The 26,953-nt window shown below is 71.8% G+C and carries 27 protein-coding genes; 14 read left to right on the forward strand and 13 right to left on the reverse strand.

Features of this window, described 5'->3' with window-relative positions; genetic code table 11:
- Positions 1–198: 198 nt before the first annotated feature.
- Together ACIP37_RS00005 and ACIP37_RS00010 are read left to right on the forward strand one after the other, a co-directional pair.
- Positions 199–909 (forward strand): MOSC domain-containing protein, encoded by a 711-nt coding sequence (locus ACIP37_RS00005; RefSeq protein ID WP_363579957.1) that lies wholly within the window; start codon positions 199–201, stop codon positions 907–909.
- Between the two features lie 248 nt (positions 910–1,157).
- Positions 1,158–3,203, forward strand: coding sequence for a hypothetical protein (locus tag ACIP37_RS00010; protein WP_363629298.1), 2,046 nt, complete (start codon positions 1,158–1,160; stop codon positions 3,201–3,203).
- 113 nt (positions 3,204–3,316) lie between these two features.
- Here the strand turns inward: ACIP37_RS00010 and ACIP37_RS00015 are convergent, their stop codons facing one another.
- On the reverse strand, positions 3,317–4,090 hold the full coding sequence (locus ACIP37_RS00015; RefSeq protein WP_363579955.1) for a TetR/AcrR family transcriptional regulator: 774 nt from the start codon (positions 4,088–4,090) through the stop codon (positions 3,317–3,319).
- A gap of 102 nt (positions 4,091–4,192) precedes the next feature.
- On the opposite strand from ACIP37_RS00015, the gene ACIP37_RS00020 reads away from it, so the two are divergent.
- From ACIP37_RS00020 to ACIP37_RS00045, 6 genes are all read left to right on the forward strand, one after another.
- Positions 4,193–5,419 (forward strand): FAD-dependent oxidoreductase, encoded by a 1,227-nt coding sequence (locus ACIP37_RS00020; RefSeq protein ID WP_363629296.1) that lies wholly within the window; start codon positions 4,193–4,195, stop codon positions 5,417–5,419.
- A 65-nt stretch (positions 5,420–5,484) separates the two neighbouring features.
- The gene (locus ACIP37_RS00025) at positions 5,485–6,240 is read left to right on the forward strand and encodes an alpha/beta hydrolase (RefSeq protein WP_363579953.1); all 756 of its coding nucleotides are present in this window, start codon (positions 5,485–5,487) and stop codon (positions 6,238–6,240) included.
- 116 nt (positions 6,241–6,356) lie between these two features.
- Positions 6,357–6,752: a glycine cleavage system protein GcvH gene (gene gcvH / locus ACIP37_RS00030; RefSeq protein WP_400808993.1), complete on the forward strand. Its 396-nt coding sequence runs from the start codon at positions 6,357–6,359 to the stop codon at positions 6,750–6,752.
- Positions 6,753–6,959: 207 nt separating this feature from the next.
- The gene (locus tag ACIP37_RS00035; RefSeq protein ID WP_363579951.1) at positions 6,960–7,751 is read left to right on the forward strand and encodes a hypothetical protein; all 792 of its coding nucleotides are present in this window, start codon (positions 6,960–6,962) and stop codon (positions 7,749–7,751) included.
- Between the two features lie 36 nt (positions 7,752–7,787).
- A complete protein-coding gene (locus ACIP37_RS00040) occupies positions 7,788–8,138 on the forward strand; it encodes a hypothetical protein (protein ID WP_363579950.1) in 351 nt (116 codons plus the stop codon).
- Positions 8,135–8,392 (forward strand): hypothetical protein, encoded by a 258-nt coding sequence (locus tag ACIP37_RS00045; RefSeq protein WP_363629291.1) that lies wholly within the window; start codon positions 8,135–8,137, stop codon positions 8,390–8,392. Before ACIP37_RS00040 ends, ACIP37_RS00045 begins: the two co-directional genes overlap by 4 nt.
- A gap of 48 nt (positions 8,393–8,440) precedes the next feature.
- On the opposite strand, the gene mqnP is transcribed toward ACIP37_RS00045, so the two are convergent.
- Complete coding sequence (gene mqnP / locus ACIP37_RS00050) at positions 8,441–9,337, reverse strand: menaquinone biosynthesis prenyltransferase MqnP (RefSeq protein ID WP_363579948.1); 897 nt, start codon at positions 9,335–9,337, stop codon at positions 8,441–8,443.
- A gap of 82 nt (positions 9,338–9,419) precedes the next feature.
- The gene (locus ACIP37_RS00055; protein WP_363579947.1) at positions 9,420–10,877 is read right to left on the reverse strand and encodes a menaquinone biosynthesis decarboxylase; all 1,458 of its coding nucleotides are present in this window, start codon (positions 10,875–10,877) and stop codon (positions 9,420–9,422) included.
- A 90-nt stretch (positions 10,878–10,967) separates the two neighbouring features.
- Between ACIP37_RS00055 and ACIP37_RS00060 the strand changes: the two genes are divergently transcribed.
- The 4 genes from ACIP37_RS00060 to ACIP37_RS00075 all read left to right on the forward strand — a co-directional run bounded on the left by ACIP37_RS00060 (position 10,968) and on the right by ACIP37_RS00075 (position 14,565).
- Positions 10,968–11,375 (forward strand): PLD nuclease N-terminal domain-containing protein, encoded by a 408-nt coding sequence (locus ACIP37_RS00060; RefSeq protein ID WP_400808988.1) that lies wholly within the window; start codon positions 10,968–10,970, stop codon positions 11,373–11,375.
- Positions 11,376–11,826: 451 nt separating this feature from the next.
- On the forward strand, positions 11,827–13,428 hold the full coding sequence (locus ACIP37_RS00065) for an acyl-CoA carboxylase subunit beta (RefSeq protein ID WP_063348880.1): 1,602 nt from the start codon (positions 11,827–11,829) through the stop codon (positions 13,426–13,428).
- Positions 13,429–13,511: 83 nt separating this feature from the next.
- Positions 13,512–13,721, forward strand: a complete 210-nt coding sequence (locus tag ACIP37_RS00070; RefSeq protein WP_063348879.1) for an acyl-CoA carboxylase subunit epsilon — start codon at positions 13,512–13,514, stop codon at positions 13,719–13,721.
- A gap of 226 nt (positions 13,722–13,947) precedes the next feature.
- Positions 13,948–14,565: a ScbR family autoregulator-binding transcription factor gene (locus ACIP37_RS00075; protein WP_350878465.1), complete on the forward strand. Its 618-nt coding sequence runs from the start codon at positions 13,948–13,950 to the stop codon at positions 14,563–14,565.
- A 65-nt stretch (positions 14,566–14,630) separates the two neighbouring features.
- Here the strand turns inward: ACIP37_RS00075 and ACIP37_RS00080 are convergent, their stop codons facing one another.
- Positions 14,631–15,293: a ScbR family autoregulator-binding transcription factor gene (locus ACIP37_RS00080; RefSeq protein ID WP_363579945.1), complete on the reverse strand. Its 663-nt coding sequence runs from the start codon at positions 15,291–15,293 to the stop codon at positions 14,631–14,633.
- A 350-nt stretch (positions 15,294–15,643) separates the two neighbouring features.
- On the opposite strand from ACIP37_RS00080, the gene ACIP37_RS00085 reads away from it, so the two are divergent.
- The gene (locus tag ACIP37_RS00085; RefSeq protein WP_363579944.1) at positions 15,644–16,762 is read left to right on the forward strand and encodes a ScbA/BarX family gamma-butyrolactone biosynthesis protein; all 1,119 of its coding nucleotides are present in this window, start codon (positions 15,644–15,646) and stop codon (positions 16,760–16,762) included.
- A gap of 43 nt (positions 16,763–16,805) precedes the next feature.
- On the opposite strand, the gene ACIP37_RS00090 is transcribed toward ACIP37_RS00085, so the two are convergent.
- The 7 genes from ACIP37_RS00090 to hemL all read right to left on the reverse strand — a co-directional run bounded on the left by ACIP37_RS00090 (position 16,806) and on the right by hemL (position 23,862).
- On the reverse strand, positions 16,806–17,192 hold the full coding sequence (locus ACIP37_RS00090; RefSeq protein WP_363579943.1) for a hypothetical protein: 387 nt from the start codon (positions 17,190–17,192) through the stop codon (positions 16,806–16,808).
- Positions 17,193–17,332: 140 nt separating this feature from the next.
- Positions 17,333–18,457, reverse strand: coding sequence for a c-type cytochrome biogenesis protein CcsB (gene ccsB, locus ACIP37_RS00095; protein WP_063348874.1), 1,125 nt, complete (start codon positions 18,455–18,457; stop codon positions 17,333–17,335).
- A 3-nt stretch (positions 18,458–18,460) separates the two neighbouring features.
- Positions 18,461–20,257: a cytochrome c biogenesis protein ResB gene (locus ACIP37_RS00100; RefSeq protein WP_363579942.1), complete on the reverse strand. Its 1,797-nt coding sequence runs from the start codon at positions 20,255–20,257 to the stop codon at positions 18,461–18,463.
- Positions 20,258–20,259: 2 nt separating this feature from the next.
- On the reverse strand, positions 20,260–21,033 hold the full coding sequence (locus tag ACIP37_RS00105; RefSeq protein ID WP_400842934.1) for a cytochrome c biogenesis CcdA family protein: 774 nt from the start codon (positions 21,031–21,033) through the stop codon (positions 20,260–20,262).
- Positions 21,030–21,635, reverse strand: coding sequence for a TlpA disulfide reductase family protein (locus ACIP37_RS00110; RefSeq protein ID WP_363617831.1), 606 nt, complete (start codon positions 21,633–21,635; stop codon positions 21,030–21,032). The genes ACIP37_RS00105 and ACIP37_RS00110 overlap by 4 nt, the downstream gene beginning before the upstream one ends.
- A 162-nt stretch (positions 21,636–21,797) precedes the next feature.
- Entirely contained in the window at positions 21,798–22,445 is a 648-nt protein-coding gene (locus ACIP37_RS00115) for a histidine phosphatase family protein (protein WP_079136296.1), read from the reverse strand.
- 88 nt (positions 22,446–22,533) lie between these two features.
- Entirely contained in the window at positions 22,534–23,862 is a 1,329-nt protein-coding gene (gene hemL / locus ACIP37_RS00120) for a glutamate-1-semialdehyde 2,1-aminomutase (protein WP_363629283.1), read from the reverse strand.
- A gap of 292 nt (positions 23,863–24,154) precedes the next feature.
- Here hemL and ACIP37_RS00125 point away from each other — a divergent pair, with 292 nt between their 5' ends.
- Positions 24,155–24,784: a hypothetical protein gene (locus ACIP37_RS00125; protein WP_371518320.1), complete on the forward strand. Its 630-nt coding sequence runs from the start codon at positions 24,155–24,157 to the stop codon at positions 24,782–24,784.
- Positions 24,785–24,849: 65 nt separating this feature from the next.
- Here the strand turns inward: ACIP37_RS00125 and ACIP37_RS00130 are convergent, their stop codons facing one another.
- Together ACIP37_RS00130 and ACIP37_RS00135 are read right to left on the reverse strand one after the other, a co-directional pair.
- The gene (locus tag ACIP37_RS00130) at positions 24,850–25,341 is read right to left on the reverse strand and encodes a MarR family winged helix-turn-helix transcriptional regulator (RefSeq protein ID WP_063348868.1); all 492 of its coding nucleotides are present in this window, start codon (positions 25,339–25,341) and stop codon (positions 24,850–24,852) included.
- Positions 25,342–25,404: 63 nt separating this feature from the next.
- Positions 25,405–26,697 carry a glycosyltransferase family 39 protein gene (locus tag ACIP37_RS00135; RefSeq protein WP_363579937.1) on the reverse strand — a complete coding sequence of 431 codons (1,293 nt, stop codon included), beginning with the start codon at positions 26,695–26,697 and terminating at the stop codon, positions 25,405–25,407.
- Between the last annotated feature and the right edge of the window lie 256 nt (positions 26,698–26,953).

Consider the following 26,953-nt stretch of genomic DNA (forward strand, 5'->3'; position numbering starts at 1 on the left):
AGCTTCCTGGGCCCCTGCGGCTTCCGGTCCCCTCGGATCTCGAAGTCCATCGCACACCTTGAGCTCGGGTGTTGCGACGACCGCTAGAACCCAAGGCGCCGACGGGGGTTTGAAGACACGCCCTGGGCCGTTCCGGCCAGTCGCCGCACGGGACTTGGTCTAGACCATCCCCCGGCGCCGCCGCTACGCTGTCCGCCCATGGCAGAGATCATCGGAGTGATCGAGCGACTCTGGCGCTACCCCGTGAAGTCCACCGGCGGCGAACGGCTCGACTTCGTCGAGGTGGACGAGCGCGGCCTGGCCGGCGACCGCCTCTACGCCGTCCGCGACGCGGACGGCAAGCTCGGCTCGGGCAAGAACACCCGCCGCTTCCGCCGGATGGACGGCCTGCTCCGCCTCTCCGCCCGCCTCGGCCACCGGATCGACGGCCCCGAACTGTTCGACCCGCTCGGCCGCCCGGTCGCCGACCCGGCCGCGTTCCTGCGCGCCTACCTCCAGCGCGAGGACGTCGAACTCGCCCGCGAGGACGCCGTCTCCCACTTCGACCAGCTGCCGGTCAGCGTGCTCACCACCGCCACCCTGGACTGGGTCCGCGAGGCCGCCCCCTTCACGGTGGTCGACGAGCGCCGGTTCCGCCCCAACATCCTGCTGCGGACGCCCCCGGGCACCCCGCCCTTCGTCGAGGACCGCTGGTTCGGCCGGGAGGGCCACGGCGGCACCGGCGCCCGCCTCGCCTTCGTCCGCTCCAGCGAGCGCTGCGCGATGACCGGCGCCCCGCAGCCGGGGCTGCCGCACGCCCCCGAGATCCTCAAGGCGATCGTGCACGCCCACGACGGCCGGCTCGACGCCCTCGCCGAGGTCGCCGCCCCCGGGCGGCTGAGCGTGGGCGACGAGCTCGCGCTGCACTGAGACCGGCGGGAGCTGGGGAGAAGAACCGCAGGTCAGGACGGTCTCAGAGATTTTCGAAAAAACTTCTGGATCAGCTGCAACCCCAGCGGCCGCCGCACGTCTATGTCAGTGAGAGGCGGGGAAGCCCGCCGAACCCGGACCGCGAGAGGCGCTGGGGGCGACGCCCTCGAACTTCGGGTCCGACTTCCACCACATGTACCGGCCGGCGGCTGAAATACCGACGGCAGAACACCCCGGGGGGTATTTCCTTGCCTGCTGTCCGCGCCCGTCGTTCCCGCTCCACCGTCCTCACCGCCGCCACCCTCGGCGTGCTGCTGGCCACCGGCGCGGTGCTGTCCTCCCCCGCCGCGTACGCCTCCCAGGCACCGGCCGCCGCGACCGCCCCCGCCGCGCCGGCCACGGCCGACAAGCCGTCGTTGAAGGTCAACGCGCCGGCGACGGTCGGCCGCGGCGGACAGCCGGTCGAGTTCACCGAGACCATCACGAACCCCGGCACCACCGAGGCCTCGTTCACCCTGAGGATCGGCACGAGCGGCGCGGGCCCCATCGCGACGCACGCCATCAAGGTCGACTACCGCGACGCGGACGGCACCTGGAAGCCCGTCGCCGACACCGTCCCCGGCCTGACCGTCGCCGCCGGCGCCACCAGGACCGTCCAGCTGCGCCTCACCACCGAGCTCGCCGCCTACTGGTCCAACCAGGACTCGACCGTCACGCTCAGCTCCGCCGTCCTCGACGCGACCGGCACCACCGTCCTCGCCGAGAGCACCGACCAGGTCGCGGCCAAGGCCCTCACCGTGCAGGTCAAGGACGCGCCGACCACCGCCGTCGCCGGCGGCGCCCCGGTCGAGTTCGACGTCACCGTGACCAACCCCAGCGCCTCGCGCTACACCACCGTCGACAAGGTCGTGGAGGCGGACAAGCACAGCACGCTCCAGGTGCGGAAGGCCGACGGCACCTGGGAGAACATCACCGGCACCCCCAGCAGCCAGCCGGGCTCCGACCGGGTCACGTACCACCTCACCGACGACAGGACCATCGCCGCCGGCAGCAGCGACACCCGGCACGTCCGCTTCGCGTTCACCGCCGACGCCCCGCTCGGCACGGTCTACATCCACCCGTGGGCGATGGTCGACCAGGGCAGCGGGGCCATGCAGGCGATCGTCGGCCCCCAGTTCGTCGCGATCGACGTCACCGCCGCTCTGGTCGCCACCAAGCCGGCGCTGACCGTCCAGGAGCCGTCCCCGATCGGGTTCGGCGGCGAGCCCGTCGAGTTCTCCGAGACCGTCACCAACCCGGGCACCGCCGAGGCCCCGTTCACCCTGAAGCTCAACGTGAGCAACGTGCACGCCCGGGTGCACGACGCGTTCGCCATCGAGTACCGCGACGCCGACGGCACCTGGAAGCCGGTCGAGCTGACCTTCAAGCAGAGCGACAAGACCTTCAACTTCAGCGGCAAGGTCACCGGCCTGACCGTCCCCGCCGGCGCCACCAGGACCGTCCAGCTGCGGCTCGCCGCCGTGGGCAACAACGACGCGGGCGGCTACAACCAGCCGACCAAGCTCTACTCCGCCGTCGTCGACCCGGCGGCCGAGGACACCGTGCTCGCCGAGGCCACCAAGGACGTCGCGGTGAAGTCGCTGGCCGTCCAGCTCAGGAACGCGCCGACCACCGCCGTCGTCGGCGGCGCCCCGGTCGAGTTCGACGTCACCGTCGACAACCCCAGCGCCTCCCGGTTCGGCAAGCTCGCCACCATCCTGTGGGTCGACCCGCACAGCGTCCTGGAGATGCAGAAGGCCGACGGCGCCTGGGAGACCGTGCCCGGCACCCCGGGCCCCCAGTCCGGCGGCCCCGCCCGCTACCTCCTCAGCGACGACGGCCTCGCGGCAGGCGCGACCATCACCAAGCACGTCCGCCTCGCCTACACCGCCGAGGCCAAGGTCGGCCAGACCGCCGTCAACCCGTCCGCCCTCATCAACGAGGGCACCGCCCACGCCGCCGACGCGGGCCCGCAGGGCAGCGCGATCCAGCTCACCGCCGCGACCGCCGACACCTCCGGCGTCGACACCGGCCCCGTCATCCGGACCACCTACACCACCGGCACCGCCGACGAGACCGACACCACCGACACCACCGGCACCACGGGCACCACGGGCACCGCCGCCCAGCTGGCGGGCGGCCAGCTCGCCCACACCGGGTCGGACGGCGTCATCAGGACCGCGGCGGGCGCCGCCGCCCTGCTCGTCGGCGGCATCGGCGCGCTCTTCGTCGCGCGCCGCCGCCGCAGCGCCTGACCACCCCCGTCCGAGCCCCGGCTCCCCGGCTCCGCCCGGCGAGCCGGGGCTCGGCGCTTTCCGGGGGACACGTCCCAGGGCCCAGGAACGGATCAGGCAGTCTCCCGGCGCCGCTACGGCAGGGCGACCGCCCGCAGGTAGGTCTCGGCGAAGAGGTCGATGGACTCCTCCAGCGAGGGCAGTCCGGCGCCGAGGGCCGGTTCGAGGACCGGCCGCAGCAGGATGTGGTTGACCAGCGGGCCGAACAGCAGTTGGACCAGCACCGGGAGCGGCAGCGGACGCAGCCGTCCTGCCTCGATGTACGGCAGCAGCAGCCGGCCGAGGCCGTCGAACAGTCGCGGCAGGTGGGCCGCCATCATCCGGGAGGCGGGGCCGTCCGGTCGGGCGAACAGGTCGGCGAAGACCGCCGGCATGACCCGGGGCCGGCGGTCGAAGGCCGCGGCGAAGGCGCGGTGGAGTGCCCGGACGGTGTCCTCCAGGCACTCCGGCGGGTTCGCGGCGAGCGCTTCCAGGTCCGGCAGCGGGCCGTACTGGAGGAAGACGGCGGTGAGCAGGCCGTCCCGGCCCTCGAAGACGGTGTGCAGGCTGGGCAGCGAGCACTCGGCGCGGTCCGCCACGGCGTCCAGGGTGACCCCGCCCAGGCCGCGTTCGGCCACCAGCCCGGCTGCCGCCGCGATCGCGCGCTCCCGTACCGGCGGCCGTCCGCCCGGGTCGACGCCCGCCTGCCGGACCGCCTCGTCCAGCGGTGCCCGGCAGCCGCCGAGCCTGCGCAGCAGGGTGCTGCGGGAGATTCCGGCCGTCGCGGCGATCGCCGTCAGCGGAACGTCCGCGACGTCCTGGCCCCGGTCCTTCGCCGCCGCGAGGGCGGCCGCCACCAGATCCTTCATGTGAAGCAGCATACTACTTGACACCTGAGACAGTTCCAGAGACTCTGTAAATGCAAGTTCCACACGGAAGGTGATCAACCGAGCACAGCAAGGGAGAGAGCCATGAGCGTCGTGATCTCCGGGGGCGGACCGGCCGGAATGATGTTGGGCCTGCTGCTGGCCCGGGCGGGTGTCGAGGTGACCGTGCTGGAGAAGCACGGGGACTTCCTGCGGGACTTCCGCGGCGACACCGTCCACGCCTCCACCGTGCGACTGATGGACGAACTCGGCCTCGGCCGGAAGTTCGCCGCGCTGCCGCAGAGCCGGCTCGGCAACCTGGTGGTGCCGGTTCCCGGCGTCGGCCAAGTCCCGCTGAGCGCCTACGACCGACTGCCCGCGCCGTACAACTACATCGCGATGATGCCGCAGTGGGACCTGCTCAACTTCCTGGTCGAGGAAGCCCGGCAGGAACCCACCTTCACCCTGCGGATGAACACCGAGGCCACCGGGCTGATCCAGGAGAACGGCCGGGTGGCCGGCGTGCGCTACCGCACCCGGGACGGCGAGCAGGGCGAGCTCCGCGCCGACCTCACCGTCGGCACCGACGGCCGACACTCGACCCTGCGCAAGGCGGCCGGTCTGGTGGCCGAGGAGTACCCGGTGCCCTTCGACGTCTGGTGGTTCCGCCTGCCCCGGCACGCGGAGGAGCAGGCCGCGCCGCCCAGCCTCGTCGCCGGCTTCGGCAACGGCGAACTGGCCCTCAGCATCGCCCGCGACGGCTACTTCCAGATCGCCTACTTCAAGCCCAAGGGCTCCGACCCGCAGCTGCGCGCCGAGGGCGTGGAACGCTTCCGCGAGCGGATCGCCCGGCTGCTGCCCCAGTACGCCGACCGCGTCGACCAGTTGGCGGGCATGGACGACGTCCACATGCTCGACGCCCGGCTCAACCGGCTGGACCGCTGGTACACCGACGGCCTGCTGCTGATCGGCGACGCCGCCCACGCGATGTCCCCGGCCGGCGGGGTGGGCATCAACCTCGCCATCCAGGACGCCGTCGCGGCCGCCACCCTGCTCGCCGAACCGCTGCTGCGCGGCCGCCCGACCACCGCCGCACTCGCCCGGGTGCAACGGCGGCGCCAGATGCCGACCGTGGTCATCCAGCGGCTGCAGCGGATTCTGCACGGCGTGATGTTCGTCCCGGCGCTCACCGGCCGGCGGTCCGGCCCGCCGATGGGATTCGCCGCGCTCGTCCGCCACGTCCCGGCGGTCCGGCTGGGCATCTCCCGCCTGATCGCCTTCGGCCCCCGCCCCGAACACGCCCCGGCCTTCGCCCGACGACCCCCGGCGTAGCCGGCCGCCGTACGGGCCGGAGACCGGCCGTTCGGGCGGGAGGCTTCCGGGGAAGGACCGAGGGCATGACGATCCCTCACCGCTCGACCGGCACCGGCGACCACCACGTCCTGGTCCTGCACGACTGGTTCGGCACCAGCGCGGGCTGGGGGCCCTTCCTCGACTACCTCGACGGCAGGGCCTTCAGCTACGCGTTCCTCGACTACCGGGGCTACGGGGAGCGCAAGGACGTCACCGGCTCCTACACGCTCGCCGAGATCGCCGCCGACACGCTCGCCCTGGCCGACCAGCTCGGCTGGGACCGCTTCTCGCTGATCGGCCACTCGATGGGCGGCAAGGCCGCGCAGCAGGTGCTGGCCGAGGCGCCGCTGCGGGTGCGCAAGCTCGTCGGCCTGGCACCCGTCCCCGCCGGGGCCTACCCGCTGGACGCGGACGGCGAGGCGCTGTTCTACGGCGCCGCCGAGGACCGCGAGAAGCGGTACGCGATCCTCGACCTGGTCACCGGGCAGCGGGCGGGCCGGGTCTGGCTGGACCGCATGGTCGACCAGTCGCTCCGACTCTCCACGCCCGAGGCCTTCGGCGGGTACGTGCGGGACTGGGCGACGGCCGACCTGGAACGCCGCATCAGCGGAAACCCCGTCCCCGTCAAGGTGATCGTGGGCGCACACGACCTCGCCCTGACCGCCGACGTGATGCGCGGAACCTGGCTCGCCCACTACCCCAACGCCGAACTGGAGGAGCTCGGCGGCAGCGGCCACTACCCGATGTACGAGACGCCGGTGGCGCTGGCCACCTCACTGGAGTCCTTCCTGCACAACTGACACCCGCCTTCACCCGACCGGGTGCGCTTCGCGGTGAGGGGCGGGGACCTGTAGCAGGCTCCTCCGCATGACTGACGATCCGTCAGTGCAGTCACCTCGATCTCGCGGAGATCTCCATGGCCAACGTCCCGAAAGACCTCAAGTACACCAAGGACCACGAGTGGGTGCGGACCACCGGCAAGGACAAGGCCCAGGTGGGCATCACCGATTTCGCGCAGAAGCAGCTCGGTGACATCGTCTTCGTCGACATCCCCACCGGGGGAAAGCAGCTCGAATCCGACGAAGCGTTCGGCACGGTGGAGTCGGTCAAGTCGGTGAGCGAACTCTTCATGCCGCTCACCGGAACGGTCACCGCGGTGAACGAGAGCCTGAGCGCCGAGCCCGAGCTGATCAACACGGACCCGTACGGCGACGGCTGGATCGTCGAGCTCACCGCCACCAGGCCTGACGAGCTGAAGCAGCTGCTCACGGCCGCCCAGTACGAGGCCTTCATCTCCGACCGTTCGGAGTAGCCGCCCCGGGCCGAGCGCACAGGAAGTCGGACTCGCCGACTTCCTGTGCGCAGCCGGCACCCGGTCAGTCGGCGGAGGCCAGGGCGAGGTCGGTGCGCGAAGCACTCGGGGGCGCATGCGAGTTGGCGCGCGCCTGGTAGACGATGGCGCATGAACCGGAGACCCGCACGCATGGGGCGTCTCATACTTCTCGCCTACGTTCGAGACATGACAGAGAAGCGAGTTGATGGCACGTCGCCTGTGCTGGCGGTCGGCGCCCCCGGAGCGGTCGAGCGACACGTCGGGCTGCAGCTCGCCGCCGCCGGGGTGCGGGTGCGGACGCTGACGCAGCGGGCCCTGCTCGACCCGGCATCGCTGGAGGCGGCGGTCCAGGGGGCGGGAGCGGTGCTGCTGGGGTGGCCGTTCCCCACGGCGGACGAGGCGGCAGACGCGGTGGGGGTGCTGGCCCGGGAGGTCGGGCGGGTCGTGCTCCTCTCCTCGACGGCCGTCCGGGCCGAGGGCGAGGTGGAGGCGCTGCTCGCCGGGAGCGGGGTCCGGCACACGGTGCTGCGGGCGCACGGGTTCACCGCCGCGCTCCAGTGGGCGGAGGAGATCCGCTCCGGGGGCGCCGTGCAGGGCTACGGCGGCGCGGCCGGACTGAACCCGGTGGACGAGCGGGACATCGCGGCGGTCGCCGTCCGCGCCCTCACCGAGGACGGCCACGACGGCGCGCGCTATCTGCTCACCGGCCCGGAGTGCCCCACCCAGGCGGAACAGGTGGACATCATCGGCGAGGCCGCCGGCCGGCCGGTGAAGTGGCAGGAGATCCCCCGCGAGGCGGCCCGCCGCCGCATGTCCGCCACCGGCCGGCCCGGAGCGGTCGTCGACAGCGCACTGGACTTCATCCACGCCCGCATCACCACCCCGAACCCGGCCACCACGACGGTCCAGGACCTCACCGGCCACCCGCCCCGCAACTTCCGCACCTGGGCCACGGATCACGCCGCGCTGTTCCGCTGACCCGGCTAGGCTCGGACGAGACGAGAGGAGCGCCCTGTGAGCCAGCCGGTGTCGAATGGAACCGAACTCATCCCTCGGCCTGAGAAGACCCCCGCGGCGATCAAGGCCGCGCTCGCCGTGGTGGCTGCCGACCGGCTTCCGGAGATGGTGGAGGGGCAGACCAGAGCCATGGCGGCGGCCATCGAGGCAGGCAGCGTCAACCCGATCCGCGCGTTCGTTGCCCACTGGGCCACCGTGGTGGAGATCGAGCGGGTCCCGGCCACGGCGCAGACCTACCACCGGGAGAACTACCTGGCCAACCACGCCGCAACCGTTGAGGAGTGCCGCCGACACGCCACGGAGGTCGCCGTGCTGTACCGGTCCGCCTTCTCGGCGGTGAACGGGTGAGCTGGAGCTGGGAGTACCTGCCCGGCGAGGAGCACGTCACCGGCGGGGCACCGGCCAGTTTCCTCTCGGCAGTCGAGCAGAAGGCCGCCGAACTGGTTCGGGCAGCCGAAGCGCTCTACCTGGATGGCACCACGTACGAGGGCAGTGGCGAGCCCATGCAGTGCCTCGACGTCGCCGGAGGACTGATCACTTACTACATCGTCCCCCGACTCGAACTCGTCGTCGTCTGCCAGTTGACCCCGCCGCTCACCTGATCCAGGTCTCCCAAGGCGACAGGGTCCACGCAAGTGACTCCGCGGGGCTCAGACCCCGAGCCCACGGATGATCAGGTCCAGCAGGGCGAAGGCGAACAGCGAGATGCCCACGAAGCCGTTGGTCTGGAAGAAGGCCCGGTTCAGCTTCGACAGGTCGTTCGGCTTGACGATGGTGTGCTCGTAGACGAACGCCCCCGCGACGACGACCAGGCCGACCCAGAACGCCGCGCCGGCGTGGGTCCGGAGCGCGAACCACCCCAGCAGGAGCGTCGTCACGAGGTGGCACACCCGCGCGCCCCGGATGGCCGCCGGGATGCCGAAGCGGGCCGGTACCGACCGCACCTTGCCGTGCCGGTCGGACTCGACGTCCTGGCAGGCGTAGATGAGGTCGAAGCCGCCGATCCACACGCCGACCGCGACACCCAGTACGAGGGCGTCCCACGACCAGGTGCCGGTCACCGCGAGCCAGGCGCCGACCGGGCCCATGGCCTGGGCGAGGCCCAGGATGGCCTGCGGGAAGTCGGTGAAGCGCTTGCCGTACGGGTAGACCACCATCGGCACGACGGCGACCGGCGCGAGCGCCAGGCAGAGCGGGTTGAGCATCGCCGCCGCGCCGAGGAAGACGATCAGTGCCACGGCCGAGCCGGCGTACGCCGTCTTCAGCGACACCGCACCCGTGACGAGTTCGCGCGAGGCCGTGCGCGGGTTCCGGGCGTCGATCTCGCGGTCGATGATCCGGTTGGCGGCCATGGCGAAGGTGCGCAGGCCGACCATGCAGACGGTGACGATGAACAGCTCGCCCCAGTGCACCCGCTTGTCGGCGAGGAACATGGCCGTCAGTGCGGCGGTGTAGGCGAAGGGCAGGGCGAAGACCGAGTGCTCGATCATCACCAGGCGCAGGAAGGCCTTCGTGCGCCCGGGCGTCTCGACCGCAGCGGTGCTCACAGTCCGTACTCCGGGAGACCCCCGCCGGTGCGGGGAGCGGCAGCCCCCTGCGTCTGGTCCGACCCCATAGTGCCGTATCTCCTCACAGTCCGTATTCCTTCCAGCGACGGGTCACTCGTTCGGCGGTGGCCGGGTCCGAGGAGACCATCTCGGGCCACCCGCCGTCCCGGGTGTACCCCTCCTCGGGGAGCTTGCGGGTCGCGTCGATGCCGGCCTTGCCGCCCCAGAATTGCTGGTATGAGGCGTGGTCGAGGTGGTCGACCGGGCCCTCGACGACGGTGAGGTCGCGGCTGTAGTCGACGTTGCCGAAGGCCCGCCAGGCGACCTCCTGGTAGTCGTGCACGTCGCAGTCGGAGTCCACCACGATGATCAGCTTGGTCAGCGACATCATGTGGGCGCCCCAGATGGCGTGCATCGTCTTCTGGGCGTGCTTGGGGTACTTCTTGTCGATCGAGACGATCACGCAGTTGTGGAAGCCGCCGGCCTCGGGCAGGTCGTAGTCGACGATGTCCGGGATGATGATCTTCAGCAGCGGCAGGAAGAACCGCTCGGTGAACTTGCCCAACGGGCCGTCCTCGGTCGGCGGGCGGCCGACCACGATGGACTGGAGGATCGGACGGCGGCGCATCGTCACGCAGTCGATCTTCAGCGCCGGGAACGGCTCCTGCGGGGTGTAGAAGCCGGTGTGGTCGCCGAACGGGCCCTCGGGGAGCATCTCGCCGGGCTCCAGCCAGCCCTCCAGCACCACCTCGGCGTCGGCCGGGACCTGGAGCGGGACGGTCTTGCAGTCGACCATCTTCACCCGCTCCCCGGCGACGAAGCCGGCGAACAGGTACTCGTCGATGTCGCCGGGCAGCGGCGCGGTGGCCGCGTAGGTCACGGCGGGCGGGCAGCCGAAGGCGATCGCGACCGGCAGCCGCTCGCCGCGCTTCGCGGCCACCGCGTAGTGGTTGCGGCTGTCCTTGTGGATCTGCCAGTGCATGCCGATGGTGCGGCGGTCGTGCCGCTGGAGCCGGTAGAGCCCGAGGTTGCGGATGCCGCTGTCCGGGTCCTTGGTGTGGGTGAGGCCCAGGTTGAAGAAGGAGCCGCCGTCCATCGGCCAGGTGAACAGGGCGGGCAGCTCGTCCAGGTTGACGTCGTCGCCGGTGAGCACGACCTCCTGGACCGGCGCGTCACCGGACTTCACGTGCCGGGGCGGCACGTGCGCCATCGAGGCGAGCTTGCCGAAGGCGTCCCGGAAGCCGGTGAAGCCCTGCGGCAGCTCGGGCTTGAGCAGGCCGGCGATCTTCTCCGAGATGTCGTCCGGGCCCTTGAGGCCGAGCGCCTTGGCGAGGCGCCGCTCGGTGCCGAAGACGTTCATCGCGAGCGGCATCGACGAGCCCTTGACGTTCTCGAAGAGCAGCGCGGGGCCCTTGGCCTTCTGGACCCGGTCGACGATCTCGCCGATCTCCAGGTGCGGGTCCACCTCTGCCTTGATGCGCTTGAGGTCGCCCTCACGGTCGAGTGCCCGCAGGAACGAGCGGAGATCGTCGTATGCCATGCCTGTCAGTATCCGCCACCGGATAGCCTGGCTCCGTCAAGGGCCCCGGGAAGGCACCCGCCCCGACCGCCCCGCAGGGAGATCGCCGCCGTGCTGAGAATTCTTCTGACCATCATCCTTCCGCTCGCGCTCTGGGTGTGGGCGTTCATCGACTGCCTGACCACCCCCGAGGACCAGGTGAAGCACCTGCCCAAGCCGGTGTGGGTGCTCATCGTGCTGCTGTTCCCGCCGGTGGGCCTGATCGCCTGGCTGGTGGCCGGCAAGCAGCGCGGCCTCCTGCGGACCGGGGCGCCCGACGACGCCGACGGCCGTCCGGGGCAGCCGGTCCGGCGCGACGGCCGCCCGCTCGCACCGGACGACGACCCCGAATTCCTCGCCTCGTTGAAGAAGAGCGACAAGGATCACGAGGACATGCTGAAGCAGTGGGAGGCCGATTTGCGCCGCCGCGAGCAGGAGCTGCGGGGCGAGGACGAGCCCGAGGACGGCCGAAAGAGCTGATCGGAGCCACTGGGGGCATCCCCCGGACAGCCCACCCGGACGGCATCGGGTGGGCTGTGGTGTTTTTGGCGCTTCCCTACGACTCGGCGCCGTCTAGCACGGATCCGAACCGGCGCCCGACCGGACTTGAGCGGGGCTTGAGCAAGGCGCAAGAGGGCCGCCCTACATTACTGAACAACAGCCCTGACCTGCACTTTTCTTCATGTTCAGATCATCGGGCCATCACCTGACCGACAGCCCCCGGTATTCGAACAGACACCCAGCGCTCCGGCTTCGACACCACCCCTTCTGTGCAGGCCTGACATCTAAACGGACCTGACCTTGTACGGAATCGACGCCGAAACCAACGCACGGCCCCTCGTACAGTCATAAGTGAAGAAAGTGATTCGCAGCCGGGGGCACAGCAGACGTTGGCTGTCGGACAGTTCCCTCACCCTTGGAGTGGTTCGAGATGACGGTTGTGCATGAGGCGCCAGTCGACGGCGAGGTCCCCGAGGTCGCGGCCGACGCCCGCGGGCGGGTCGCCGAGCTGCACGAACTGCGCGAGAAGGTGCGGCGCGGCCCCAGCGAGAAGGCCACCGAGGCCCAGCACGCGAAGGGCAAGCTGACCGCCCGCGAGCGCATCGACCTGCTGCTGGACGAGGGCTCCTTCCGCGAGGTCGAGCCGCTGCGCCGGCACCGCGCCCAGGGCTTCGGCCTGGAGGCGAAGAAGCCGCACACCGACGGTGTGATCGTCGGCTGGGGCACCGTGCACGGGCGGACCGTCTTCACCTACGCGCACGACTTCCGGATCTTCGGCGGCGCGCTGGGCGAGGCCCACGCGCAGAAGATCCACAAGATCATGGACATGGCCATCGCGGCCGGAGCCCCCCTGGTCTCCCTCAACGACGGCGCCGGCGCCCGCATCCAGGAGGGCGTCACCGCCCTCGCCGGCTACGGCGGCATCTTCCAGCGCAACACCAAGGCCTCCGGCGTCATCCCGCAGATCTCCGTCATGCTCGGCCCCTGCGCCGGCGGCGCCGCCTACTCCCCCGCGCTGACCGACTTCGTCTTCATGGTCCGCGAGACCTCCCAGATGTTCATCACCGGACCCGACGTCGTCCAGGCCGTCACCGGCGAGAAGATCACCCAGAACGGCCTCGGCGGCGCCGATGTCCACGCCGGCGTCTCCGGCGTCTCCCACTTCGTCTACGACGACGAGCAGTCCTGCATCGAGGAAGTCCGCTACCTCCTCTCCCTGCTCCCCCAGAACAACCGCGAGATGCCGCCCCCCGCCGTCAACGACGACCCCGTCGAGCGCCGCAACGACACCCTCCTCGACCTCGTCCCCGCCGACGGCAACCGCCCCTACGACATGCGCAAGGTCATCGAGGAGATCGTCGACCACGGCGAATACCTCGAAGTCCACGAACGCTGGGCCACCAACGTCCTGTGCGTCCTGGCCCGCATCGACGGCCACGTCACCGGCATCATCGCCAACCAGCCCCAGTCCCTCGCCGGCGTCCTCGACATCAACGCCAGCGAGAAGGCCGCCCGCTTCGTCCAGATGTGCGACGCCTTCAACATCCCCCTCGTCACCATGCTCGACGTCCCCGGCTTCCTGCCCGGCGTCGACCAGGAGCACGACGGCATCATCCGCCACGGCGCCAAACTCCTCTACGCCTACTGCAACGCCACCGTGCCCCGCATCCAGCTCATCCTGCGCAAGGCCTACGGCGGCGCCTACATCGTCATGGACTCCCGCTCCATCGGCGCCGACCTCTCCTACGCCTGGCCCACCAACGAGATCGCCGTCATGGGCGCCGAAGGCGCCGCCAACGTCATCTTCCGCCGCGACATCAACGCCGCCGAAGACCCCGACGCCATGCGCGCCCAGAAGATCAAGGAATACAAGAACGAACTGATGCACCCGTACTACGCGGCCGAACGCGGCCTCGTCGACGACGTCATCGACCCCGCCGAGACCCGCCAGGTGATCGCCTCCGCCCTGGCCATGCTCCGCACCAAGCACGCCGACCTGCCCAGCCGCAAGCACGGCAACCCGCCGATGTAACGCCCGCGCCCACGCGCGGCCCGCAGCACGCAGTTCCGAGCGACCACCACACACCACAAGCCACCGGGGGAGAAAACCAGACCATGACTGCTTCCGCCGAACCCCTCGTCCGTATCGTCCGCGGCTCGCTCTCCGACGAGGAGCTGGCCGCCCTCACCGCCGTGCTGATGGCCCGGGCGGCCGTCGCGCAGCAGGCCGCCGCGACCGCGCAGGTCGAGCCGATCGCCAACTGGCAGCGCCTGGAGCGCCGCCCGGCCTACTACTCGCCGGTCAGCTGGCAGCAGGCCGCCTGACGGCCCGGAACCTCCCGCGACGGCCGGTCACCCCACCCGGGTGGCCGGCCTTCCGGCCTTCCCGGCGGCCCGGACCACCGGGCCCGGCCGGTCCGACCACCGGGTGTCCGCTCCGCCCCGGCGCGGCTCGGTAGAATACCTACTGGACGGTATGCGGCCCGCCGCCCCGTCGGCCCCCATAGGATCGGCCGCTGCCGATGGACCAGAACTATCCAGGGAGGCTGCGATGGCCAGGCAGGCCCGCGCGCTGGCGACCCGCCAGACGGTACTCCTCGCGGCGGCCGAGGTGTTCGACGAGCGGGGCTACGCCGCCGCCACGATGTCCGAGATCCTGGACCGGGCCGGTGTCACCAAGGGCGCGCTGTACTTCCACTTCCGCTCCAAGGAGGAGCTGGCGCTCGCCGTCATCGAGGGGCAGGGCGCCTGGCTGGGCACCTGGCAGCCGTCCTCGGACAGCCCGGTGCAGACCCTGATCGACCTCGGGTACGCCTTCGCCCACGCCCTCCAGGACGACCCGCTGGTGCGCGGCAGCATCCGGCTGACGATCGAGCACGGCAGCTTCACCCAGCCGCAGATCGCCGCCTACCAGGGCTGGTCCGACGTGGCCCGCGGGCTGCTGGAACGCGCCCGGGACGCCGGGGACCTCCACCCGGGGATCGATCTGGCGGCCGCCGCCGGGGTGATCACCGGGGCCGTCACCGGGATCCAGCTGAGCTCCCAGGTGCTGACCGACCGGCGGGACCTGATCCAGCGGATGTCCGACCTGTGGACGCTGGTGCTGCCCGGCCTGGTCCAGCCGCACGCGCTCGCCCGGCTGAGCGTCGCCGAGCGCGTGCCCTCCTAGGGGCTCTCCTCCGGATCACGCCGGGCGCTTCCGGGGCACCTCCCGCGACGCCTCCCGGGCGTTTCTCAGGGCGCTTGCCGGAGCTGTCCGCCCAGGGCCGCTCGGAGCCGGTAGTCGGCGCAGTGCTCCACCGCCACCAGGGCCGGCAGCGCGGCCGCCCAGAGCCGGCCGACGGCCTCCGGCCCGGGCCGGTCGGCCTCCTCGGCGGCGAGCAGCACCTGGCCGGCCGCCATCGTCGTCAGCAGTTCGGCGGCGGCCCGGCGGTCCAGCCCGGGGCGCAGCTCGCCGGCCTCGGCGGCGCGGTCCAGCAGCCGGTGGACGACGGCGGTGAGGCTGCGCCAGGCGGCGTCCGCGCCGGGCGGGCCGTCCGGGGTGTCGGCCCGGGGTGGGCCCTGGCGGCCGAGCCGGACGCCGGCCCGGACCATCACGTCCTCGCGCAGCAGCCGGGCGAGTTCGTGCGAGAAGTCGATCAGGCCCTGGAGGGCCGGTCCGCCGGAGCGCAGGGCGCGCAGCGCGGCCGAGCCGATCTCGCGCCCGGCGGCGGCGCGCACGCCGTCGGCGAGGGCCTGCTTGGAGACGAAGTGGAAGTAGAGGGCGCCCTTGCTCACCCCGGCCCGGCGGCTGATGTCGACCAGGCTGGCGGCCTCGAAGCCCACGCCGGCGAACGTGTCCGCCGCGGCGAGCAGCACGGCACGCCTGGTCCGCCCCGCGCGTTCCTGCTTGACCACTGGGCCCCTCCGGACTCGGCCGGACGCGTTTCCCCCCGCCCGCCCCGCTGCTGTCAGCGCGCCGCCGTTGGGGGCGACGCCTCGCATGCGGACGGCGCCGACCGAAACCGCATGGTTGGTATCTAATCTAGCTCCTTCGCCGACCCCGCCGTCCAGTGGGGAGCACCCCCGCCCCGGGCCTGCCACCCCCTGGGCGGCCATTACCCCAGTCCAGAGGCCGGGTAGCGTGGTCGCGTCGGGCTGCGCGGCAGGGGCCACCCCAGACGCAGAAGAGAAACCGGGTGGTCTGTATGTTTTCTTTCAGGCGGCCGTACCGGCCGCTCGACCGCCACCCTGGAGTAGGGCCCGTCATGCCATTGATCGTAGAGCCGGACGCCCACGGTCCGTACGCCCACCCCGGTCCCGGCTACGACTTCCACGAGCGGACCGTCTCCCGCCACCTGGTGCACCGCACCTCGGTGTCCGAGGTGTTCCTCACCGGCTGGCAGGCCACCGGTCCGTACGACTTCCTGCTCGGCGCCCAGTGGCCCCGGCTGCACGCCTTCTACCGCCTGCCCGGGGACCGCTTCCACGACCCGGTGCTGATGGCCGAGACCATCCGGCAGGCCGGACTGCTGATCGGCCACGCCGGCTTCGGAGTGCCGCGCGGCCACCACTTCGTCATGGAGGACCTCTCCTACGCGCTCGGCCCGGACGGCCTGCGCGGCCTGGCCGTCACCACCGGACCGGCCTCGCTGATGCTCGCGGTCGGCTGCGAGGACGTCCGGATGCGGCACGGGCGGCTGGTCTCGCTGCGGGTGCACATCGACATATCCCGGGACGGCCACCCGATCGGCCACGGCTCCGGCCAGTTGCGGGTCGTCTCCCCCGCCTCCTACGCCCGGCTGCGCGGCCCCGAGCGGCGGGCCGCCACCCTGCCCCGGCCGCCCGCGCCCACCGCGCCCGAACTGGTCGGCCGCGCACAGCCCACGGACGTCGTGCTCAGCCCCACCCTGCGGCCCGACACCTGGCTGCTGCGCACCGACGCCGGGCACCCGGTGCTGTTCGACCACGAGCTGGACCACGTGCCCGGGATGCTGGTGCTGGAGGCCGCCCGGCAGGCCGCCCAGCGGCTGCGCCACCCCGAACCGGTGGTGCCGGTCGAGCTGGTGACGTCCTTCGACCACTACATCGAGCTGGACCGGCCCTGCCTCGTCCAGGCGGTCCACGAGCAGGCGCCGGACGGCCGCCGGCTGCCCGTCCGGGTGCTGCTGGTCCAGGACGGGCGGACGGCGGCCGACTGCCGGCTGCTCACCGAACCGATCGACGGGCCCGCCGACGGATCGGCGGACAGGCCGGCCGACAGGCGGGGTGACAGACCGGGCGACAGACCGGGAGAGCCGCCGACGGTGCCCGCCCGGCGGGAGGCCTTCGACGACCGCCCCGCCGGCCAGGGCATCGGCAGCCCCCGGCTGCCACTGGCCAGTTGAACCGGCCTCCCCCGAGCGCCCCCTGGGCCCCCTCGACCGCCCGCTAGGCGGCGACCAGCGCCGACGGCCGACCAGCGTGCATCACGCTGAGGTTGGTGGCCAGCCGGACCGGGTCCTGGGCCAGCCAGAGCCGCAGCGCCGCGCCCAGCATCGCGCTGGCCGACTCGATCCGGACCTCGGTGACCTGCGCGATCCGCGCCGCGCCGGGCACCAGCAGGTCGGCCAGCGGGGTCGGCAGCCAGACCGTCAGCGCGCACGGCGCCGGCGCCGCCAGGGCGCCCAGCAGGCGGTAGGCGTCCACCGGCGAGCTGAGCGTGGGGATGATGTCCAGCAGGCCATCGGCCACCACCTCGGACACGTCGCTGCGGTGTCCCTGGGCGAGCCGGCGGAGCAACGTGCGCTCGGCGGCGGTGATTCGGACGGTCAGCATGACCTCGTCGCACTCCATTGCGCGATTTCCTCCTCGTTCCTCCCCGTGCCGGCCGGCGGCCGGCACGAACTACCCCTGTCGCACCTCGGCCCGGCTACCTTCTGCGGAGAGCCGGGCCGGTGGGTGACTGTGTGCCCCGGTCAGATCCCCGCGTAGGAGTGCTTGCCGGTGACGAAGATGTTCACGCCGTAGTAGTTGAAGAGCCAGCAGGCGAAGGCCGCCAGCGCCAGGTAGGCCGCCTTGCGGCCCTTCCAGCCGGCCGTCGCGCGGGCGTGCAGGTAGCAGGCGTAGGCGACCCAGGTGATGAACGACCAGGTCTCCTTCGGGTCCCACTCCCAGTACTTGCCCCAGGCCGCCTCGGCCCAGATCGCGCCCGCGATGATGGTGAAGGTCCAGAGCGGGAAGACCAGGGCGTTGATCCGGTAGGACAGCTTGTCGAAGGTGGACGCGGCGGGCAGCCGGCGCCAGACCGACGCCGGGGTGCCCAGCGGGCCGGTGGTCAGGCCGGCCGCGATCCGCTTGTCGAAGGAGTCCTTGCCGAGGTACAGCAGCGTGGCGATGAACGCCGCGTAGAAGGCGCCGCCGCAGAAGATCGCGGTCGAGACGTGGATCGCCAGCCACGGCGAGTGCAGCGCCGGGACGAGCTGCTCGGAGTCGGTGTAGAGCACCGTGGTGGCGATGCCGAGGGTCAGCAGCCCCGCGAGCACGACCGGCAGGCCGAGCCAGCGGACGTTCTTCTTCGAGGCCAGCAGCACCAGGTACGCCGCCGTCATGGCGAAGGCGAAGGCGCAGGAGAACTCGTACATGTTGCCCCACGGCCAGCGGGAGACCGAGAGGCCGCGGGTGACGATGCCGCCGGCGTGCAGCAGGGCACCCAGCACGGTGAGCGAGACCGCGATCCGGCCGGCCAGGTCGGCCCGGGTGCTGTTGCCGGCCGCGCCCGGACCGTCCTCCTCGTCCGCGCCGCGCCCGCTGGTGACCACCGTCGCGCCCTCGCCCGCCAGGGCGGTGCGGGTGAGCGTGGTGGTGCCGCCGCCGGCCCCCGCCACGGTGACGGTGACCTTCTTCGCGCCCTTGGTGCCGGCGACGGTCTCGGACAGGCTGCCCGACTGCTCCGTCGAGCGGACGGCGACGGCGCCCTTGCTGCCGAAGGTCCACTCGATCATGTGGGCGAACATGGCGAGCGTGTAGACCACCATCGCCGAATAGATCAGCTTGTTGGAGAGGTCGGCCAGCTGTGGGTCGACCCCCGAGGCGAGATGCACCGTCTACTCCTTGGAGTTCTGGTCGGCAGGGACTGCGGGTTCTGCGGGTGCGTCCGAAGCCGCGGCGGCCTCGGGTCCGGGGGCCTCGGCTGCGGGGTCCTCGGCTTCGGGATCCTCGGGCGCGGGGCCTTCGGGTGCGGCGTCGTCCTCGTCCTCCGACGCCGGGGCGTCGTCCTGGAGGTCCACCGCGAGTTCGGCCAGCTCCTCGGCGATCTTCGCCGACTCACTGCGGGCCAGACCGGCCAGCTCCACCTGGGTGCCGCCGCCCGGCAGGGCGACCGCGCGCACCCAGATCCGGCGGCGCTGCACGAACAGCGAGCCGATCAGGCCGAGGATCGCCAGCACCGCACCGGTCAGGGCGATCGTGTTGCCCGGGCGGTGCGAGACGTTGAAGCTGGCCCACTGCTTGTAGCCCTCGAAGGTGACGCTGCCGTAGCCGTCCGGCAGGTCCCAGGCCTGGCCGGGCTTGAGCCGGGCCTTGGCGGGCTGGCCGTCCTGGGTCAGCTGGGTCAGCTTCCGGTCGTTGAGCTGGTAGATGTTCTGCGGCAGGCCGGAGTCGGTGCCCAGGTCGCCCGCGAAGGCGTTCAGCACCAGCTCGGGGGCGGCGTCGCCGGGGTAGAGCGAGACCGGGCCGGTGCCCTCGAAGCTCAGCGGCGCGGTCGGCAGGAAGAAGCCGGAGAAGCCCATCTGGGTCGGGTTGCCGTCCGGGCCAGCGCCGTAGTCGGAGACCTTCACGACACCGGTCGAGGTCAGGTTGCTGTCCTGCGGCAGGAACGGCACGGCACCCCGGTAGACGACGTCGCCCTTGCCGTTCTTGACGGTGATGACCGGGGCGTAGCCGTGGCCGATCAGGAAGACCTTGCTGCCGCCGATCTCCAGCGGGTGGTTGACCTCGATCGTGCCCTGCTTGAGCTTCGAGGTGTCCTCGCCCGCCGTGTACTCGACGTTCGCGGTGAACTGCCGGGCGGCGCCGATCTGGTCGCCCTTGTCCTGGAACTTGGCGGTGAAGCCGTTCAGCTTCAGGTAGAAGGGGTCGAGGTCCTCGGTGCCGTAGAACCGCGTGCCGTTGAAGTCGTCGAGCTGGGTGATGGTGTTGGAGTAGCCCTCGCCCTCGACCATCAGCTTGCCGCCGGTGCCGGACGCCAGGCTGGCCCAGGCGAAGCCGCCGAGCAGCGCGAACAGCGACATGTGGAAGAGCAGGTTGCCGACCTCGCGCAGGTAGCCCTTCTCGGCGGCCACCGAGCCGCCGGCCAGGTTGGCGCGGAACCGGCGCTTGCGCAGCAGCCGGTGGGCGGCGGCGTTCACCGCGTCGGCGTCCGCCTCGGTGCGCCAGACCGCGTAGACCGGCATCCGGGTCAGGTTGCGCGGCGCGGCCGGCGGCTGGGCCCGCAGCACGCCGACGAACTGCCAGGTGCGCGGGACGATGCAGCCGGCCAGCGAGACGAACAGCAGGATGTAGATCGCGGAGAACCAGACCGAGCTGTAGACGTCGAACAGTTGGAGCTTCTCGTAGATCGGCGCGACCGTGGTGTGGTGCGTCTTCCACGCCTCGACCTTGAGCAGGCCCTGGCCGTTCTGGTACTGCGGGATCAGCGAGCCCGGGATGGCGGCCAGCGACAGCAGGAAGAGCAGGATCAGCGCGACCCGCATCGAGGTCAGCTGGCGCCACATCCAGCGCGCCCAGCCCAGGACCCCTATGCCGGTGGGGCCCTCGGACTCGACCGGCGCGCTGCTGAGCCGCTCGGCGGCCGCGTCGTCCGGCGCCGGGGGCAGCTCGGCCTCGGTCGTGGTCTTGCTCACGGTCAGATTCCGATCGAGAAGTCGGCGGTCCAGGACTGCAGTTCGCTCATCGTCGAGTCCCAGATGCCGGTGACGAGCAGCAGACCGACCGCGACGAGCATGCCGCCGCCGATCCGCATGACGAGCGGGTAGTGCCGCTTGACCCAGCCGAAGGCACCCAGGGCCCGGCGGAAGGCGAGCGCGGCCACGATGAACGGTACGCCCAGTCCCAGGCAGTAGAAGGTCATCAGCAGGGCGCCGCGCTCCGCGTCGGCCTGGTTCAGGGCCAGGTTCTGGACGGTCGCCAGGGTCGGGCCGATGCAGGGCGTCCAGCCGACGCCGAACACCACGCCGAGCAGCGGGGCGCCCAGCAGGCCGACCGCCGGGCGGCGGTGGGAGCGCACCTCGCGCATGCTCAGGCCCGGGACGAGGCCCATGAAGGCGAGGCCCATCACGATGGTCAGAGCGCCGAGCACGATCGAGATGACCCGCTTGTGTGCCGCGAGGGTGTCGCCGAACTGGCCGAACAGCGCCCCGCCCGAGACGAAGACCGCGGTGAAGCCGAGGATGAACAGCGTCGCCCCGAGCAGCATCCGGCCGCGCCGCGCACCGCGGGCGTCCGCGAGGTCGGCGGCGGAGAAGCCGGTCACGTACGACAGGTAGCCGGGGACGAGCGGCAGCACGCAGGGCGAGAAGAACGACACCAGCCCGGCCGCCAGCGCGATCGGCGCGGCCACCAGCAGTGCCCCGCTCTGGAGGGTCCCGGTGTTGTCGGCGAGCTGTAGCGGCAGGCTCACTGCTTCGGCTCCGCGACCACCGGCTGGAGGATCGACTCCAGCGCGTCCTGGGTCGTGCCGCCGACGGCGCGGGCGGCCAGCTTGCCGTCGCGGTCGACGATCAGGGTGGTCGGGAGCGACTGCAGGCTGAGGCTGCCCTTGGGGAACTTGAGCAGCTGGGTGCCCGCCGGGTCGAAGATGCTCGGGTAGGTGACGCCCTGCTCCTGCTCGAAGCGGACGGCGTTGGTCTTGTCGCTGTCCCGGGTGTTGACGCCGAGGAACTGGACGCCCTGGTCCTTGTACTTCTCCGAGACGGCCTGGAGGCTCTTCGCCTCGGCCCGGCACGGCCCGCACCAGGAGCCCCAGACGTTCAGCACCACGACCTTGCCGTGGTAGTCCGAGAGCTTGGTCTGGCCGCCGTCCAGGGTCTCCCCGGAGATGTCCGGTGCGCTCCCGCGCTTGCCGGTGTCCACCTTCGACAGATTGGTCCCCTTGACGGTGACGAAGCCGACCTGGCCTTCGCCGCTGCCCGACGAGCCCGAGGAGGAACAGCCGGTGAGGACGAGCGCAGCGGCGGCGACAGTGGCGGCAGCTGCGGCGACACGGGGACGGGGGCGCGCCATGGCAGACATGTGAAAAGTTTCGCATGGAGTTCCGGGCAGGTTCGCCGGGGTCCTCCCTAGCGCGTCGCACCCCCTCTGACCTGTGACGGAGTCGGGCCGCCCGGCTCTCGCCGGGCGGCCCGATCCCATACTTACGCGGGGTTTACCAACGGCCCCGCGGGCTCACGCGCCGAAGCTCTTGCCCACCGGCTTGTCCTTGCCGCCCTTGCCGATCAGGTGCGCGGGCAGCAGGTCGCGGGCCGGCTCGCGGTAGCCGACCGAGACGATCTTGTCGCCCTCGAAGGTGAAGCTGGTCAGCGAGGCCAGCGAGCACTGCCGGCGGCGCGGGTCGTGCCAGAGCCGGCGGCGCTCGACGAAGGAGCGGACGATCCAGATCGGCAGCTGGTGGCTGACGCAGACCGCCTCGTGCCCGCGCGCGGCGTCCCGGGCGGCGCCGAGCGCGCCCATCATCCGCACCACCTGGTCGAGGTAGGGCTCGCCCCAGGAGGGCTTGAACGGGTTGGTGAGGTACTTCCAGTAGCCCGGGTTCCGCAGCGAGCCGTCGCCGACGCCGAAGGTCTTGCCCTCGAAGATGTTGTCCGCCTCGATCAGCCGCTCGTCCGCCGCGACGTCCAGGCCGTGCGCCTTGGCGATCGGCCCGGCGGTCTCCTGGGCCCGCTCCAGCGGGGACGCCACCACGTGGGTGATGTCCCGGCCGGCCAGGTCCTCGGCGACCCGCTCGGCCATCTCCCGGCCCAGCTCGGACAGCCGGTAGCCCGGCAGGCGCCCGTACAGGATGCCCTCCGGGTTGTGCACCTCACCGTGCCGCATCAGATGGACGACGGTGATCTCTTTGGCGCTCACTTCTCAGTACTCCTGGGGCTCGCAGGGATGGATCGGGGCCTGGGTCCTGTCCGGCCTAGACCGTGGCCGCGGCGGCCGCGCGGGCGGCGGCCGGAAGGGCGGCGGCGATCCGCTCGATCGCCCGCTCGTCGTGGGCCGCCGAGACGAACCAGGACTCGAAGGCGGACGGCGGCAGGTAGACACCCTCGGCGAGCATCGCGTGGAAGAAGGCGGTGAAACGGTACGCCTCCTGGGTCTTGGCCTCGTCGTAGTTGGTGACGGCGGCCTCGGTGAAGAACACCGAGAACATGTTCCCGGCGGTCTGCAGCCGGTGCGTCACGCCCTCCTTGGTGAGCGCCTCCGACACCAGGCCGGAGATCTCGGCAGCGACCTTGTCCACGGTCGCGTACACCTCGTCGGTGCAGCCGCGCAGTTGGGCCAGGCCGGCCGCGGTGGCGATCGGGTTACCGGACAGGGTGCCCGCCTGGTAGACCGGGCCGGCCGGGGCCAGGTGGGCCATCACGTCGGCACGCCCGCCGAAGGCCGCGGCCGGGAAGCCGCCGCCCATGACCTTGCCGAAGGTCAGCAGGTCCGGCGCCCAGCCCTCGTTCGCCGCCTCCAGGCCGTACCAGCCGGCCTTGGAGACGCGGAAGCCGGTCATCACCTCGTCCGAGACGAACAGCGCGCCGTTCGTCCGGCAGAGCCGGGCCAGGCCCGCGTTGAAGCCGGGCAGCGGCGGGACGACGCCCATGTTGCCGGGCGAGGCCTCGGTGATCACGCAGGCGATCTCGCCCGGGTGGGCGGCGAAGGCCTGCTCGACGGCGGCCAGGTCGTTGTAGGGCAGCACGATGGTGTCGCCGGCCTGGGCGCCGGTGACGCCCGGGGTGTCCGGCAGGCCGAAGGTGGCCACGCCCGAACCGGCGGCGGCCAGCAGGGCGTCCACGTGGCCGTGGTAGCAGCCGGCGAACTTCACCACCTTCGCGCGCCCGGTGAAGCCGCGGGCCAGCCGGATCGCGGACATGGTGGCCTCGGTGCCGGAGGAGACCAGGCGGACCTGCTCGACCGGGGCGACCCGGCCGACGATCTCCTCGGCCAGCTCGACCTCGCCCTGGCCGGGCGTGCCGAAGGATGTGCCGCGGGTGACCGCCTGCTGGACGGCGTCGATCACCGCGGGGTGCGCGTGGCCGAGGATCATCGGGCCCCACGAGCACACCAGGTCGACGTACTCGCGGCCGTCGGCGTCGGTGAGGTAGGGGCCGGCGCCGGACACCATGAAGCGCGGCGTGCCGCCGACCGCGCGGAAGGCGCGCACCGGGGAGTTGACGCCGCCGGGCGTCACGACGGAGGCGCGGTCGAACAGCGACTGGGACTGGGGGGCTTCGTAGGGGTAGCTCACGGGAGACATGGTCTCAAATCGTGTCCTTGAGCTCTGCATGTCGGACCCGATCATCTGGAACGATGATCCGGGCACCGTTGTCTGTACGGTGGTCCGTACAGACGGGGCCGCTGACTGCTCCGGAGCACGGACCAGTCAGACTGTGCACTCAGAGTGCGCAAGTGTTCCGGTTGTGTGCAGGGGTGTGGAGAGGACTGCCGCGTACCGCGAGTGGGTACGGCGGCGCATGACGGGTAAGGAGCACGTCCGGAGGGACGCCGGACGTGCGGGGGTCTGTCGATTCCGGCGAATTCCGGTGAGGATGGTCCGAGTGTCCGAGGCGCAGGACGGCTACGACGAGGCTGCGGGGGGCTCCCGCAGGCCCGCCGAAACCGCACGCGGGGGTAAGGGAGCGGGCACGGGTCGTGGCCGCCGCGGCGGCGAGAGGCGGGGTGAGGGACGCGTGGGGGTGACGTACAAGTACTTCGGCGCACCGGATCGCGCCACCGCCGCCAGAGTCCCCACCGCCCTCGGACCGGGCGGGCTCGGCCTGGACGCCGGCGAACTCGGCTCGCTCGGGCGGCTCGGCGACCTGATGGAGACCAGCGGCTCCCCCAACGGCCACCTCTCCACCAAGATCAAGCCGGAGACCATGAGCGCCATGGTCCTCACCGGCATCCAGGGCGTCCCGCTGCACCAGGTCCCGCCGCTGGAACTCGTCGTGCTGCACCCCGACTACGCCGTCGTCCAACTCCCGCAGAACGTCGTCGAACCGCTCCGCAAGGCCGACGAGACCGAACTCGGCGCCGCCGCCTTCATCTGGTCCACCGTCCCCGACCGGCGCGGACCGCGCGACGCCTTCGTGATCTACAGCATGCTGCACGAGTGGCAGGACTTCGCCAACCGCCTGCACGAGGCCGGGCACCAGCTGTACTGCCTGGTCTGGCCGTAGGACTTCCCGGAATCCTTCGCCCCGCCCGTCGAACGGCGGCCGGGACGAAGGGATGTGACCTCGCGTCAGTTCGTCCGGGCGCGGCGCGCCCGCCGTACCGCCCGTTCGCTCTCCACCGGCTCCGCCAGCGGCCCGTCCACCAGGCGCGTCAGCGCCGACACGAACACGTCCCGCTCCGGGCCGGGCAGCGACTCCAGCACCTCCCGGTGCACCCGGTCGGCGATCGCGGTGCCCCGCTCGACGGCGCGCTCGCCCGCCTCGGTGACGGAGATGATCCTGGCCCGGCGGTCGGTCGCGGACGGGCGGCGCTCGGCCAGGCCCGCCTTCTCCAGCTCGTCCACGGTGACCACCATGGTGGTCTTGTCCAGGTCCGACAGCTCGGCCAGCTGGATCTGGGTGCGCTCGGTCTCCTGCGCGTGGAACAGCACGGAGTACGCGCGGGGGGTGATCCCGAGCTCGGTGAAGGCGGCCGCCATCCGGGTCGCCAGCACGTGGCTCGCGTGGTCCAGCAGGCCGGAGATGTCACGGATCTGGCGCACGGGCGGGGTCGTCGTCATACGTCCGAGATTAGCAACGGCCCGTCCGCTGCCGGATGATCCCGTTGGCAACCAACCCCGGGTCTACGGGATGCCCAACTCGAACAGCGCATACCCCGCGTACCAGCCCGCCGCCACCACCGGCATCGCGAGCAGGCCGACCAGCGAGGACGTCCGCACCCGGCGCAGTGCCACCGCCAGGCCGATGAACAGCGGGAAGGCCGGCAGCAGGTAGCGCGAGATGTTGCCGAAGATCTGGTTGCTGCTCAGCGCGGTGGCGATGGTGAGCACCGTGTAGACCACCAGCACCAGCGGCGGCCGGGTGCGCCACAGCAGCACCAGCAGTCCGGGCAGGGCGATCAGCAGGGCGATCGCGATCAGGTCCGGGATGGGGTTGGACTGCCAGAAGTTCCAGTGCCCGGTGATCACGTCCATGACGGTGCGGACCGTGGAGGCGCCGCCGTCGAAGTAACGGTTCCAGGCGCCCCGCTGGAGCTTGAAGTAGCCGCCCCAGTCGCCCATCCGGTAGCCGACCCAGACGACGTACCCGATCAGGCCCCACGGGGTGATCAGCATCGCGGTCAGCGGCCGGGCCACCCCGTCGGTGCGCCGGATCAGCGCCACCAGCGCGGCGATCGACACCGCGGCGATCAGCGCGGCGGCGGTCGGCCGGTTGAGGCCCGCCACCAGCGCCAGCACGCCGGCCGTCAGCCAGTGGCGGGTCATCACGCAGTAGCAGGCCCAGGCGGACAGCGCGACGAACAGCGAGTCCGAGTAGACCGCCCACTCCACCCCCGAACCCGGGAACAGGCCCCAGATCACCGCGGCGATCACGCCCGCCCGGAAACCGCCGAGCCGCTCCGCGATCGCGAAGATCCCCGCCGCCGCGACGAGCGAGGCGATCACCGAGACGGCGATCCCGGAGCCGTACGGGCCGAGCCCGGTGACCGCGCCGACCAGCCGCATCAGCCACGGGTAGAGCGGGAAGAAGGCGGCCGAGTTCTCGTAGTAGGAGGCCAGCGGCCAGCCGTGCATCGGGAGCAGCTGCGGGTCGTAGCCGTTCTCGGCGATCCGCTGGTACCAGACGCCGTCCCAGGTGCCCAGCACGTCCCACGGCTGGGCGCCGCCGCCGCGGCCCGGGTTCTTCTTGAGGTAGTCCCCGGTGTGCGACAGCAGCAGCATGAAGACCGTGAGGCCGATGGCCTTGACCACCGCGTACGCCCCGAGCGCGGGCGCGAAGCGCTCCACCAGGGCGCCGAACCGCCCGGGCCGCCGGCCCGCCCGCTCCTCGGAGCGCTCCGCGGGCCGCTCCGCCTCCGGCGCCGCGGGCGCGCCGGGCTCGGTGCTGGACGACTCGGTGCTCGATGCCGTGCTCATCTGCTCTGGGTACTCCCCGCCACGCTGGTGGTCCGCGCGGCTACGGCGCAGCGATTTCAGGTGAGCCTACGGCACGTCCCCACCTGCCCCGCGAACGCCCGCCCACCCCGAAAACCCCGTGGCGGGGGCCCCCCCCCCCCGGGGGGGGGGCGCCCCCGGGGTGGGCGGGGGGAGCCGGGGGGGGTTTACCATGCGCGGTTTGTGTGGGTGCCCAGCAGGGGGGGGGGGCCCGGGGTGGTGGGGGGGTAGAACGCGG

The sequence above is a fragment of the Kitasatospora sp. NPDC088861 genome (assembly GCF_044750105.1).
In the GTDB taxonomy this organism is placed as follows: Bacteria; Actinomycetota; Actinomycetes; order Streptomycetales; family Streptomycetaceae; genus Kitasatospora.